Origin of the sequence: Vibrio sp. B181a, assembly GCF_030248375.1 — a bacterium.
GTDB lineage: Bacteria > Pseudomonadota > Gammaproteobacteria > Enterobacterales > Vibrionaceae > Vibrio > Vibrio campbellii.
This window is the reverse complement of sequence record NZ_JAHGAD010000020.1, coordinates 171,403-186,022: the sequence shown is the minus strand read 5'-3', so window position 1 is coordinate 186,022 and position 14,620 is coordinate 171,403. Positions and strand designations below refer to the sequence as shown.

Annotated in this window: 9 protein-coding genes; 1 reads left to right on the top strand and 8 read right to left on the bottom strand. The window is 44.5% G+C overall.

Annotated features, from left to right (window positions below; all coding sequences use genetic code 11):
* Positions 1–94 precede the first annotated feature (94 nt).
* The 6 genes from KIO97_RS10025 to KIO97_RS10000 all read right to left on the bottom strand — a co-directional run bounded on the left by KIO97_RS10025 (position 95) and on the right by KIO97_RS10000 (position 9,114).
* Positions 95–1,711, bottom strand: coding sequence for a M91 family zinc metallopeptidase (locus KIO97_RS10025; RefSeq protein ID WP_285382288.1), 1,617 nt, complete (start codon positions 1,709–1,711; stop codon positions 95–97).
* Between the two features lie 4 nt (positions 1,712–1,715).
* Positions 1,716–4,004, bottom strand: a complete 2,289-nt coding sequence (locus tag KIO97_RS10020; RefSeq protein ID WP_285382286.1) for a hypothetical protein — start codon at positions 4,002–4,004, stop codon at positions 1,716–1,718.
* 59 nt (positions 4,005–4,063) lie between these two features.
* On the bottom strand, positions 4,064–4,804 hold the full coding sequence (locus tag KIO97_RS10015; protein ID WP_285382284.1) for an ADP-ribosyltransferase: 741 nt from the start codon (positions 4,802–4,804) through the stop codon (positions 4,064–4,066).
* A 114-nt stretch (positions 4,805–4,918) separates the two neighbouring features.
* Complete coding sequence (locus KIO97_RS10010) at positions 4,919–5,692, bottom strand: ADP-ribosyltransferase (protein WP_285382282.1); 774 nt, start codon at positions 5,690–5,692, stop codon at positions 4,919–4,921.
* Positions 5,693–5,706: 14 nt separating this feature from the next.
* The gene (locus KIO97_RS10005; RefSeq protein WP_285382280.1) at positions 5,707–6,456 is read right to left on the bottom strand and encodes an ADP-ribosyltransferase; all 750 of its coding nucleotides are present in this window, start codon (positions 6,454–6,456) and stop codon (positions 5,707–5,709) included.
* Between the two features lie 15 nt (positions 6,457–6,471).
* Entirely contained in the window at positions 6,472–9,114 is a 2,643-nt protein-coding gene (locus KIO97_RS10000; protein WP_285382279.1) for a hypothetical protein, read from the bottom strand.
* Between the two features lie 923 nt (positions 9,115–10,037).
* Between KIO97_RS10000 and KIO97_RS09995 the strand changes: the two genes are divergently transcribed.
* Positions 10,038–10,763 (top strand): DUF3581 domain-containing protein, encoded by a 726-nt coding sequence (locus KIO97_RS09995; protein ID WP_005428037.1) that lies wholly within the window; start codon positions 10,038–10,040, stop codon positions 10,761–10,763.
* Between the two features lie 161 nt (positions 10,764–10,924).
* Here the strand turns inward: KIO97_RS09995 and KIO97_RS09990 are convergent, their stop codons facing one another.
* Positions 10,925–11,386: an isoprenylcysteine carboxylmethyltransferase family protein gene (locus KIO97_RS09990; protein ID WP_285382277.1), complete on the bottom strand. Its 462-nt coding sequence runs from the start codon at positions 11,384–11,386 to the stop codon at positions 10,925–10,927.
* A gap of 92 nt (positions 11,387–11,478) precedes the next feature.
* Positions 11,479–14,514, bottom strand: coding sequence for an FAD-binding and (Fe-S)-binding domain-containing protein (locus tag KIO97_RS09985; protein ID WP_285382275.1), 3,036 nt, complete (start codon positions 14,512–14,514; stop codon positions 11,479–11,481).
* Between the last annotated feature and the right edge of the window lie 106 nt (positions 14,515–14,620).

Below are 14,620 nucleotides of genomic sequence, written 5' to 3'. Positions count from 1 at the left end.
CTTCTGGTAAAGAAAAGCCGATTGAGCTGCACACTCAATCGGCTTTAATTTTTTAACTTTCCAGTTAATCCCTTATGACACGATCACAAGCGGATTACTGAATACTGCAAATGTTGAAACGGCTACGACTGCCAGAACCGAGCATTTTCACATTCTGTTTTTCTCGAATATTCAACCAAGCAGTACTCTCTTCCGCATTCAGATTTGAAGGCTGGTAATCTAGGTTTGAATGTCGTGACACCAGCACTTGTCTATTGAGGTCGTCTGATAAGCTATCCACAATGTTTGTTGTCATTTGGCCATCAGAATACGCCATCACCAGCACGGTATCTTGACCTTCAAGTTCTTGTGAAAGCAATGATTGATTATCCACACTAAACTGGACATCTTTGTATCCATTTGACCTTTCGGACTGCCCAGAGATTGCGCGGTACAATCGGCTGCGTTTTCTCTTCTTCAAACTCGATAGGGGCGTTTCATTTTCAGAGCTATAAGCATTAACCACTTTGATATTATTTTTAGCCGCATAGTTTAAGATCGCACTTTGGTTACCTAGACCGCGCCTCGTCAAGGCTGGAGAATTTTGCAGGCTTTGCGACAAACGTTGCTCCGTCGCATCGACAAGCACAATCGCCGTCTCTTTGCCTTCACTCAAAGACTGGTTCAGCGCTCGACGCACTTCGGTATGAGCTTGCTTTCCTTCCAATGTATCCCACTTAGGTGAAAGAGAGCCAGCAGCAGCAGGCCTTACCTCAACCGTGTAAGGATGATATTGGTAGTGCCCTGCAGGCCAGTAAGTATTTCTCTTATATGCACCAAGGTCGTCAGCCAAATGAAACTCGCTCACCACCTTTTCGTTTTTCAGATAAGCTTTCGGTTTATTCTGCCCGCTAGATTTCCAACGGAAGTACATCTCTTCCCGCCTCATAATAACGTCATTACGAATTTCATCTATCGCAGTCTCTGCATCTCTGCCATTTTCTGCATTATTGTAATGGGAAATTCCCGTCGTTTGGTATTCAGCCTTATCGATCGAATACTCCGTGACTTGTCCAGTTTCTGGGTGACGATGTTTGAGTATCACACTCCCGCGAGGCATCGCGCCCGAAGCGTAATCACGAGCATGAATTAACTCATGCCCCAAAGCTACCGCTTGATCAAAAGGCTTATCCGTTCCCGGAATATTGACCACTTCTTTGGTAGAAAAGAACACCGTGTTTGACACACCTTTCCCATCAAACTGTCGTAGGTAAACAAGCTCTGATTTTTGTCTTTCAGCGAAGGTGGAAGGCACTGTCTCGAACAAGCGACCAGCCCCCTCAGGTTCTCGAATTACGGTAACCACATTCACCTTGGTCGTATCAACACCTTGAAGATGCTCAATAAGAGGCTCTACCGCATCGTCGGGAGCATTGACTGGCATATAAGCTGCGATTTGACGCAACACTTCCCGACCGGTCGGTGACATTTTCAGTCTTTGGATAAGCAGTTTAATATCCGCAAGATAAGCGTCATCTTTTGTTTGAACATACAAGTTAGTCGATACTCGATAAAGATTCCCGTACTGGGAAGAGTTGTAGCCGTAAATAACCTTCACACCATCAGGGGCAGCATAAAACTCACCCATTTCTGCGCCGCCACCAGCAAGAGCACTTCCAACCAATGTTGAGAATGTAAAAACAATAGAAACCATTTTTGCTAATATTTTCATCCCACTAGCCCTCAATCTTAATCTGTAGTTCGATCAGTTCTTCTAACTCTTGAATAAGAACTTCATGAATTTGGGGAAGCATCGTCATATCGTTATTCCGAATCACATCACCCAGTAGTGTGATCGCCAAATCCAACTCACCTTGAGATAATTGGCTACCGACATTCGATAACATCTGCCACAAAGCATGCTGCTCTGACGCCATTACCTGCTGAGAAAGAGCATACAAATGTGCTTCATTTAGGTATTGTCTATTCACTGCGGATAATGAGCTGTTAAACAGTTGGGGAGCATTACCAGCCGCCGTCAACACATGCGTTTCAGATTGTTGGTGTTGGGCAATTTGTGCATACAAAGCCAGATCTCCAAGTAAATAATGCAACTCATTGGCCGTGTTAGCTTCACTTACTTTTTGCATTATTTCTGTCACCGCAGAGTTTAAACTTCTCAACACTGCATTCTCGTCTGGACCCACTACGACTTTGTCAAAAGTCTTCGCCATAATCGGAGAATAAAATTGTAGGTTTTTCGCTGAATAGACACTTGGATAAGGAATCGAGTAATAAATATCGCGAATGTAAGCCATAGTGATCGTTTCTTCGAAAACAGGCTTGATCAACGCTCTGAACGCTTCATATTGTGTGATTATACTTAGAGCACCTCCTGATGGCCTTTCAGTCAAAAGCAATTCGTACCAACGGCTCAGCTGATACCAGTCTTTTCTCTGTTCAGGGTCGTTGGCATCTAGTCCCTGACTATTTAAATACTCAGTTAGGGTCGTCTGATAAGACAGTACTTGGATGGTGGATAATTGTGTTACTAGCGTTTCAAACATTCGATTCGAGAGTTGGCCAAATACATACGCATAAGCTGCCTCACCCAGTTTGGTGCGCAATAGCCCTGACTCCCAGCCATCGTTCACCTTCGTTTCCACATAGGATTCCACATCGAAGTCCAGCGATTTTCTAATCACATCCACGAGCTCTTGATCTTTCGATATATGATAGGTGTCATAGAGCGGCCCAGTGTCTTTACATGCATCGAGCGATGCTTGAATACCGCCGGGATAAACGGAAGGTATTCCCCAACACTCTCTAGCAGGGCTCACTTCAAATGTCGCGGTGTTTATTTGCTCTTCTGACAAATAATCCACATTCCAATTTGCTTTCGCATATTCACGCAACCCACTCTTTCTCGCCCTCTCTTCCAATAAATGTCGATTAAGTCTCGTGTATTGGTAGACTTGAGGAATATGGTGCTTTGCACGAGCAATAACATCATTACGCAGTGTTTCTTTATGCTCCTCCAAGTTATCCATCGCGGTCTGTACAAGCGAGCGCTTCGCTTCGTGTAGTTTTAAACGAAGTTGATTTAATTCTGACGATGACAGCTGCTGTGCAATCAACTCAATTCGCGCCTGTCCCTGTGATTTGACACAATTCATCAAATGAGTCGGATTGTCCCCCGCTTCAGAACACAGAGGTTGATTGAGATTTGATTGTTCTGAGATATGACCATAAACCTTGATATATTCCAGATCCATCCTCGTCATTTGCCTCACAAGCTGACGATCATAACCCGCTGCAATACGACGATATTCCGTATCCGCAGCAAGCAATAGTTGGTCGATGTACATTTCAATCGAAGCTTTAACGTGGTTGTCGTATTGATTAATCAGCTTAATTGCATCTTCTTTTTTATGATGGAATCGATTGAAATCAGGGTGATGATCATTAAAAACATAGTGAGTTTGAGATTCAAACTCCTCAATCTTCTCTTTCGCTGCAAAGTATTTAATATCATTGGATAGCATGTTTAGCTCATCACCAACCAATGGAACAATCGAGAAAACAGAGGCGGTTTTATCTAAACGCGTCGACGACTCTTTGGAAAAGGTAGACGCCATGTTCTCTGCCCACACACCCACAGCAAAAGCATCACCAACCGGGCCAAGTACTTCGAGTGTTGAACTTCCAGCTTGACCTAAGCGATTCAATATCGCAGGAGCACTTAACGCACTTTCAGACGCTACTGGTACGCTGTTTAATGCCTCTTCTGTTGAAGGCCATGCCTCAGAAAATAACTGTTGCTGAGAAGAGTGTTCCAACTCACCGAATGTAGAGCCAAACTGAGGTTCTGAGAAAAACTGTTGGTGGAGTTGCCCTTCTAAGCGCTGGCTATCGAAGCTATTTAAGTTTTGCGTATCAGACACACCATCAATAAAACACAATGAATAGGTAGCTGGACTGAATGCAGCCAAAACAACAAAACTGGATATTAATTTTGAATTCATTAGGTATATGTTCTTTATATTGTTAAAAGAGTAAAAAAAGAAAGTTTATAAAGATGACTTTAAAAAGCGCACACTTCAGCGGCTGTGATTTCTTCGCCGCTATGCATATCTTTTATTTTCTTATCACCTACTGAATTAGGATCAATTTCTCGGTAAACAACGTGAGTCCCCATATAACTCGTTTTAATAGCTGTCACTTCAAAGTAAGAGTTTCTATTAATAAGAACCTCTAACTCACCATCAATGACACTTGGTATGACAATACCGCTTTTACCCTGTTGAAGTTCAAACCTGGCAAGCTGACCAGAATGAAAGTTATAGGCAGCATCTTTTGATATAGACGTTGAAACATAAGCGCTAGGACTAACAATATCCCCCACTTGTATATCTGACATATAAGCCCCTAGTTCACGTTCACCTCTAAAGGTAACACCTTGATATTTAGCGCCGCTCTCAAACGCTGAATCTATATGGTCAATGATATTCAGGGTTTCATCATCAAAAACGCCTGAGATAAAACTTTCTCGAGTCGATGCAAAAGCATAGTCTTGATACTCGGCCAGTGCTGCGGCTTGCTCTTCTGAAAGAAGGCCTTTCTGAACATCTGCTTGTTCGTATAATTCTTCTCTTAGCCTGTTAAATTCTCCATAATCATCAATGCCAGGTTCAGACATAATTTCCATGATCTCTTCTATGTCTGAACTACTGTAATATTTATCATTGTACTTCAAGCCTGCTATTGAGTGAGAGCACAAAAAAACTTGAATTAATAAGCCAAATAATAATTTTCTAGATTTCATTTTTATTTACCAATAGACGTAAAAAATCACCTCCCAAAATATAACTGGGAGAGCGTCGACCACTTATTTTCTAAATAATACCTCTCATGAAGGTTTCATGAGAGGTAATGGCTATCAAAGACAATACAATGCTGAACGGGTTCGAAGTGACACTTCATCTCCACTAAAGCTATCGTAAATATGTATATCTGGTTCAGCCTTTAGATATTTAGAAGGATTTTTTATCTCCCTCAATTTTATGTAGTTCTTTTTCGCTGAAATTCTCTCAATCGCTTCAACACGAAAATAAGTGTTAGGCTTAGCTAAGATTTCAGCTTCGTATGCTTTGAATGTATAAGCATTGATTGCTCGCCCTGATGACTTCAAATCAATTTTGAATTGAGCAGCAGAAACGTTCTGATAAGCTCCCGCAGCAGAGAAGTTTCTCGCTACGCTTGGAATGGTTGATGTCGATAAGAACGCCTTTTCATGCAAAATATCGCCAACATTCAACTGTTCTAAAAGACTGTTCTTAATTGATGAGCCTCGATAGACCGTCCCTTTAAAGTTGGGCAATTTATTCATTACGCTACGCATATGAGAAACCCGTACTTTTAGAGCTTCCGCATACCCTGGCATCAAAAATTCTTTTGGTTCACCCGCTCGCATGTACTCGTTAACAACATCATGATCAACGCGACCATAACGTTTAATTGCTGAATACTCTTCTGGGATCATCTTTCTTTCTGCTTTTGCGTGATGAACGATGGACCAATCCATCAGATCATCGGCCATCTGCTCTTGCTGCATAGGCGACAGGTCTCGCCCTTTAAACTCGGCAAAGTCTTCTGCCAATGCAGCGCTCTGAGCAACCATCGTTAAAAGTGCAGCCAATAGTCTCTTGTACATATTTCGCTCCCTGCTTAACCGCAAACTAGAGCACGCCAGTAAGATTGGCTTATCTCTTCACCCGAATATAGGTTGTATGTCGCGCCCTCTACCGCTTCGTGTGATGAAACCGTCTCTAGCGCCACCATTGCAGAACCTCGATTTAACTCGATGCTCGTTACTTTGTAGTAGGTGTTAGGTGGTAACAACACCTCAGCCTCTCCTCCAAATTCGGACAAACCGCCAAGCGCGCGACCATTACTCTTCACTTGAACTTCATACAACACGCGCTGTAGAGGTTGTGGAGAGTTCGGCCTTACAACAGCGAAACGCTTCGCAACTTCAGGAATGGTACTGCTTGATGTAAACGCAGGCTCAACCACCACATCTCCCACTTGGAGTTTGTTCAAAAGAGACTGTTTTGCCCATGCGCCGCGGTAAGTCACCCCCTTGTAACGAGGTAGCTTTTTCATGGCACCACGAACCTGCTTAATAAACTTCCTTGCACTTTTTCCCGCACTCCCCCAAGTGGAGGTATCCGCAGCTCTCAAGTAGTCATTCGCAAGCTGATAGCCAGAAACGGAAAAGTCTTCCAAGGCCTCTGCTTCATTAGCCGTCATCAATTTGTAGCGCCAACCACTGGAAGCTTTCGCCCACTCAGAAAATTGTGACGCTAATTCATCGACTTGTACTTGGCTACGTAAAGGGGCTTTCAATGCCTCAAAAGGCGCAGCCTGGGCGACGAAGCCAAAACAGAGACAACAGAGTGAAATAATTCTCAACATAGTCTGTTCCTCCCTTTACCAATATCTAGGGTTATTTGGGCTTAAATCACAGGAGATATTTAGCTCATTCTGCTTGATGACTCCGAATCGAATCGCACTAAACAGCTCTAGCTGTTGGCGAGTCACACTGTCAAACCAATCAGAAAATGGGGTTAACCAATACATTGACTCATCACCGGAGATCTTAAACAAGGCGTCTCTCAGTTGCGGGTACATGATCATGCAAGTTCTGCCCGGTAGGTTGGTGAAGTTGTCATTAACTTGAACTAGCAGGTCGAGCTTTCTACCCAATTCAGAATTAGCGTTAAACAAGTCATCGATAGATGCATGTAGACGCGCGTCATAACTCATGTCTTCGCCATTATTCGCTGGGTAGTAATATGCAGATTCGCTATCGTCGATATTGTAATAAACGTCCAACGTCATGTAGCGCAGTAGATGAGCAGGTAATGGCTCAGATAGGAGTGCGGTCGTCCCCATTTCTCCTGATGCGTAGTGGCCTGTAGAAATATTCTGCGCATGGATAATACCAATGTATCTCTGGAAGTCGCCAAGCTGTGCAGCAAGCCATTCCTCACCATTGCTGTCAGCCACGCTCATCGCTTCTAAAATACGATTTTTTACCACGCTTTTCGCTAAAGGTAATGCTGCAGCAAGATTGCTGGTATTCAAGTTGGACGCCTTTAGTGCTGACGCTATTAAAGGTGCATGTTTATCGAGATCAAAGCTTCCCGGATATAGGTAACTATAAAATCCGTTTACATGTGTTGCTTGCCATTCACTCTCTAGTGCCGAGCTAATAAAACCTTCCAGTTTTGCCAAGCGCTTTGAATGCACGTAATAACCTGAGTCTTTGTTCCTTTCATGCCAATCAGCAATGTGGTGCAATGACGATTCACGAGATAGGTTTTCTTTTGCTAGGTAGCTAGGAGACCAAGCGGCACAAGCATTACCACCGCCACACTCGGCTTCCAGTGCCGCACTGGAATCAAACATCCAACGCATCACTCGTGCTTTGTCAGCTTCTGCAGTTCTGATGATGCGTTGCTTGTCGGAAAAGCTTAGGATCTGCTGCTCAAGCCAAGCCTCTTCATATTGAGAGCTCCAACCTTCGTTGATCAGTTCATCCATAGATTGGGTAAAGACACGCTTGATCGCATCGCGATTTGGCATCACCATCTGCGAAATTACTTCATCTTTTGCGGAGTCATAATGCTCTTTCTCTGCAGGAATCCACGTGTACTCAGTACATCCTCTGAAGTTCGGGTCCCCCCCAAGTATCCCAATTCGAGTGCACTTCTCGTACCCTTCTTGAATAACAAAGTACTTTTGACGACGTTCAGTAGCCGTGGCTGGACGCCCAAAAATACTGCGAGACATTTCATCTATCGCTAAATAATCCGCTTGGTCTTTAAAATAGCGATGGGCTTTCGCAACCGCTTCTGAATCAAACAAACGATCGATGGCATTCATGCCTTCTGCATACATTTCTTCTTTTAACTTGGCTCTAAGCACATCAAGCTGGGCGTTTGCGGTCTCGACGATTTTGATCTTCGAATTGAGAACTTGTCGGTAAAGTTGATGCAGTGACTGACGATCTAAGCCTTCCACTTCCCCATTTCTAAGCTCATCAAGCACCGCCACTGCCAAGTCCAGATGGTCTTGCTGGCAATGCTGCAAGCGCGCTAGTGCTCGATTAGCTTCTCGCTTAGATGGCACATACATTGGACGGTTGTTGTTTTCTTCCTGCTCTGGGTACAAAGCCAGCAACGCATCAATCTCAGTACGGCAAGTTGAAGCAAGATCAGAGGCAAACAGTTTGGCATTCGCACCTTCTAGCGCGAGCTTATTAAAAATGGCTTTCTGAACTTCAGTCTCGACAGAGTTAATCAACGTCTCTGCTAACACGGCTTGTGCTTTTAACGCTTCTTGATAATGCTGCTGATATTTAAGCGCTACATCAGAGGCATACCCCTTCGCCAGCGCTTCAAGCATGCGCTGTTGACCGGATGCAAGATCCGCCCAATGCTGCTTATCTTTTTTGTCTTGTTGAGTAACGATGTCGTCGTGAACGGTAAAGCTATAATGATCACCCGCGGCAACTCGATTCCAACGAGCCGTTAGGATCTTACGATCAATTTCTCGCTCAGGTAGCTTGAGAACGCCAAACCAGTCAATCAGGCTCATCACCGTAGCAAAACGGTCGTATGACGTTTTTGTCTCATCTTCAAAGGCTTGAGCCACATCATTTGCCCACAATCCAACGGCAATGGTATCGCCGACTGGCCCTAACGCTTCAAGCGCGCCCTTGGCAAAGCCTGCCGTCGAGTGTCCGATTGTCGCAAGCAGGCTCGCCGCTTCTTCGGATTCTAGAACGGCAACATTGGCAGGACCGACCTCAAGTAGAGATGCAGTTTCTGGGAAAACTTCATCTGCCTCAGCAAGCGAAGGTCGAGCGTCTGCGTGGTGTTCGGGCGCAGACAAAAATAAATCTTCTGGCGTTAGGTCTTCACTGAAGTTTCGGTAATTTGACTTACGTATATCGTGGAAGCTCTCACGATCCAATACGTTGTATTCGTCACCAATATTACAAACTTCAAAGGCACTAACACAGGGGGAAGCAATGGCACACGCCAATACCAATTTTCGTAACTTCATATAATTATCCTTGGTTTGAGAAGTTATTCGCTTCTTGCAGGAAGCAGCAAGCCTCCGATTACTTATTCGCAACCGGAAATTGAACGTTTTTAATTAGGATGCTCTCGTGGGCAAACACTGAGAGCAGAGAGACTTAGGGTTAAGTCTTTGGATGATGCCGAGGGATCATTGATTTCATAGACAGCCAAACTTTTGTTGTTGTGTTTTATTACCTCCTGCGTACAAGACAGTCTGTCAGAAAGAGGCTATCAAGGTTGCAAGGGCGCTATTTTTTATTGTTTTTATAAAATTTCGCAAAACATTAAACCAGCAGTCCAGTTGCGGCAATGCACCTTATCTCAACTTGTTGTAAGTGATTCGCCACTTAAGATAATGATAATTAAGACATTAAATCATATGAGAATTACGACTGGGAATGTTCCCAATAAAGATAATAATAACAATATAGATTACTGTTTCATTTCAATTATCTTCATTTCGATCGATACAAGAGATAATTAAAAATAAAAGAATCAATAATATACTTTTGAGTAAAGCGGTCGAAGGTTGAGCAAATCGCCGAGTCAAACGAGAAGCAAACCATTCAACAAATTCATCATTAAGACCTTGTTTTATAACATCTTAATAATTCGATTACTCATTAATTAGCAAGGTAAATGGTCGATATCTCACAATATAAAAAGAAATTAGCCATTGCACCGACTATACATAACCTTAATCGATACACTTGAACTATGGTTTACCTTTCAGACCGACCATTTCCCTAGGTATTTACAAACCAACAATAAACGGGTGATCTGCGGATTTATTCGCCACCTTTATCGTTTCATTGTTAAGATGCAGTGAACTTTTCACTGGATGGACCATTGATAGGGAGATCTTCGCCTATAATCCCTGACAGTTTTGGTTACTACGTAAAAATTATGTTTCTAACACCTTATTTTTCAGACACTAATCACCAATTTCAGTTTACTCGTGAGCAAGCAAGTCACTTTGCAAAGCGCGTAGCTGGTGATTACAACCCTATTCATGATGAAGACAACAAACGCTTTTGTGTGCCAGGCGATCTGCTGTTTGCCGTATTGCTAAGCAAAGAAGGCGTGAGCCACAAAATGCGCTTCGATTTCTCCGGAATGGTGAACGATGGTGTGGCACTTCACATTGAAAATAAGTGTGAAAAAGAAAGTGCTGTTGTAGACGAAGCAGGCAAAGAATACCTGCACATGTCTCGCGAGGGTGAAACCAACCACGATCCAGCCTTCATTGAACATGTAGTCACAAACTACGTTCAGTTCTCTGGCATGAACTTCCCGCACATCATGGTTCCTCTAATGGAAGAGAAGCAAATGATGATCAACTGCCAACGTCCATTGGTGATTTACGAAAGCATGGAAGTGGAATTCAACCGTCTAGACCTGACTCACCCTGAAGTCGACTTCACAGGTGCAACATTCGATGTTGAAGGTAAACGTGGTGTGGTAACGCTGAACTTTGCCTTTAAAGAAGATGGTGAAGTAGTAGGCAAAGGCATCAAACGTATGGTAGCGAGTGGCCTTAAACCTTACGACCAAGAAGCGGTAGACGATTTAGTCCAACGCTTTAACGAACGCAAGGACGCCTTCCTAGCAAAGTTCGCTAAGGCAGCCTAGTCTTCAGGAAGCAAACTTCAACAGAGTAAGCTTCGCTAGATAAGGCCCTGCCGACCAATTTCAAACATTCATAAGAAAGCCCAGTGACTTCACTGGGCTTTCTTTTTATCTGTGTTTTTTATCTGTGGCTCTCTTTTTATAAGCGATCGGCTTTACGGTCATCAAATCCAGCGACGTACTTGGTTCTTATAGTCCAAATAATCTTCACCAAACAGACGTTCTAATGCCCGCTCCTCTGGCTTAATTTGAAAGCGATTCATGTAAGCAACAAACAATGCACCACATAAGATAACACTGAGGTGCTGCCACCAAAGTCCAATTGCAATGATGACAAGCAATAGCGCAACGTACATTGGGTTACGTGTGTAAGCGAACACGCCAGTATCCACCACCTGCGAAGCAGTTTCAGGCTTCACTGGGTTCACGGTTGTTTTCGCTTTACGAAATTCGTAAACACCTGCGATTCCAATAAAACCAGCAATCACAATCAGCCCTGTGGTTACAAACTCAACGAACGGCACGGTAATTTTCATCTCTGGCATGGCGTCTTTTAGCCAGTACATCAGGAGTACCATCAACAGAAACAAAGCGACAGGTGGGACTTTCAGCTCAAGCTTTTTCAATCTTCATATCCTTATGAGAGTAAAACGTTGTCATCGTCAATAACGGTTCTTAAATAATAAAAAGCCCAGTCAAACTGGGCTTTTATAAAATACTATATCAAGGTTAGCAAAGCTTGAACTGGGTGTTTAGGTTTTACCCCTTCAAAGCGTTTGACTTGGCTTCGGCAGGAATACCCCGTAATCAAGCAGCGTTCATTGTCGAGCTTGTCCAAGTTTGGCTTCCAGCTCAGATCATAAATGTCACGCGACATCGATAGCTTGTCTACCTCATGGCCAAAGGTCCCTGCCATGCCACAACAGCCAACAGGCACGGTGTTCAACACTGCACCAAAGTGAGCGAAAATAGCCCCCCACTCTTTCTCGGCATTTGGCATTTTGGTCTTCTCAGTACAATGGGCGAACAAATACCAAGGCGCTTGCTGTTTCGATTCAAGAGCATCGAACTCGTTCAGCCTTGGATACAACCACTCATGAGCGGTAAGCACATCAAACTCGCCGCGCTTGCTACCTAATACCTCAGCGTACTCATCGCGGTAACACAGCACCAATGCAGGATCGACGCCCACCATTGGAATGCCTAAATCCGCGACCATTTCCAAAAACTTCGCGGTATCTTGCGCGGTGTTCTTAAACTGACGTAAGAAACCTTTGATGTGCTGGGCTTTACCATTTGGCTTAAACGGTAGAAGAACCGGATTCATGCCGAGTTTCTGAACGAGCTTGATGAAGTCTTCCACAACCTCGGCGTCGTAATAACTAGTGAACGGGTCTTGAACAATCAGCACATGCTTTTGTTTGTCTTCAGAAGATAAACCGCTGAGTGCTTGCAAGTCATAAGCCGTGGTTAACGTCTCTACTCGCTCTTTCAAAGTCGGTACAGACAACAACGGAGCATCAACATAACCTACAGTAGAAGCAGTTAAACTCTGCACCCAAGATTGTTTTAGCACACCATTTACCACACTTGGCGCTTTGGCCATCAGTGGCAACATGGATTCAATGTTTGACACCAAATAGTCTTTTGCCGGACGTTGGTAACGTGAGTGGTAAATATTGAGGAAGCGAGAGCGGAAGCTAGGTACATCCACTTTAATCGGACACTGGCTCGCACACGCTTTACACGCTAAACAGCCATTCATCGCTTCATACACTTCATGGGAGAAGTCATACTCGTGACGACGATTAATCGAATGACGTACACGATCAATCATGGTTTTGATGGACGTTTTGCTTTCCAACGTCTGCTTCTCTAGATCGAGGATATCAATGCCCTGCTCAGTCAATTGGCGTAGCCACTCACGAACTAAACCTGCACGCCCTTTCGGTGAATGACGGCGGTCTGCAGTGACTTTCATTGAAGGGCACATAGGTGAGCTGGTGTCGTAGTTAAAACACAAGCCGTTACCGTTACACTCCATCGCTTGCTTGAAGCTATCACGTACCTGAACATCAATCTGGCGATCGAAGTAGCCGCGTTTGGTGTCGGTGACTTTCACAAGCTCTGCATCGCTATTCAGCGGAGTGCAGATCTTACCTGGGTTCATTTTATTGTGTGGGTCGAAAGCGGCTTTGACGCGACGTAGTTCAGTAAAAAGTTCTTCACCAAAGAACTCTGGGCCGTACTCAGAGCGGAACCCTTTGCCGTGCTCACCCCACATTAAACCACCGTATTTTGCCACCAGCTTAACCACTTCATCCGAGATTTCGTGCATCAAGGCTTCTTGATGAGGATCGCACAGATCCAATGCAGGACGAACGTGGAGCACACCTGCGTCTACGTGGCCAAACATGCCGTAGTTAAGTGATTTTGCATCAAGCAACTCGCGGAACTCAACGATAAAGTCCGCCAAGTTTTCCGGTGGAACACAGGTGTCTTCTGCAAACGCAACAGGCTTAGCGCGCCCTTTCGCTGCGCCCAATAAACCCACGGCTTTTTTACGCATGTTGTAGATACGGCCAATGCTCGCCACATCACTGCACACTTGGTAGCCAATGATGCCCGCTTCTTCTGTTTCTAGCATGCTATCAAGCTTGGCCGTTAGGAACGCAACTTGAGAAGCAACTTCTTCTTCATCCTGACCAGCGTACTCAACCATATTAATGCCAAGCATCTCTTTATCTGGTACGTCGGCAATCAAGTCACTGACGGTGTGCCAAACGATGTCTTGTTTCGCGAGGTTCAGTACTTTTGAGTCTACGGTTTCAACCGACAACGCTTTTGCTTCAACCATGAATGGTGCGTTACGCAATGCAGAATCAAAACTGTTGTATTTAACGTTAACCAGAGTTCGCGCTTTAGGAATGCGGGTTAGGTTGAGCTTCGCTTCCGTGATAAACGCTAATGAGCCTTCCGCACCACATAAAACTCTTGTGATATCGAAGCTATCTTTCTCTTCGTCAAATGCATTTTTAAGGTCATAGCCCGTAAGAAATCGGTTTAACGGTGGAAACTTATCGTTGATTTGTTGGCGCTTGTCACGGCATACCGACTCCGTCACACGCATCGCGGTATCGGCAAACTCGCCTTCACTTGGTAAACCATGAGAAAGATCCGACTCCAAAACAGAACCATCGGCAAACACAGCCTGGAGAGAGAGAACGTGATCGGACGTTTTACCGTATTTAAGCGAACCTTGACCGGACGCATCCGTATTGATCATCCCGCCGATCGTGGCGCGGTTACTGGTCGATAAGTCTGGAGAGAAGAAATACCCATAAGGACGAACGGCATCATTCAATTGGTCTTTGACCACACCCGTTTGAACACGAACCCAGCCCTCTTCTTCATTCACCTCTAACACTTTGTTCATGTGGCGAGACAAGTCGACCACGATACCTTTCGTTAAAGACTGGCCATTGGTGCCTGTACCGCCACCACGAGGAGAAAAAGTAATGCGTTCGTATTCTTCTCTATTGCTGAGTCTACCGATGAGGGAAACATCTTGGGTGGTTTTGGGATGGACAACAGCCTGAGGGAGTTGTTGGTAGACACTGTTGTCAGTGGCTACCGCGAGACGGCTAGAATACTGGCTTTCGATATCGCCAGTGAACCCGGAATGCTCCAGTTCTTTGAGAAAACTAAGAACAAGAGGATCGACATCCGTTTGCGAGTGTAATCTTGGTAACATTTGCTTCCTGCCCCTACTGCGCTGATCCAATCAGCTGCGGGTTATCTAATTTTTAATCATCCTTGCCTTTCGCTCCAACAGCCGTTTACGGAGGAAAGTCGTGAAT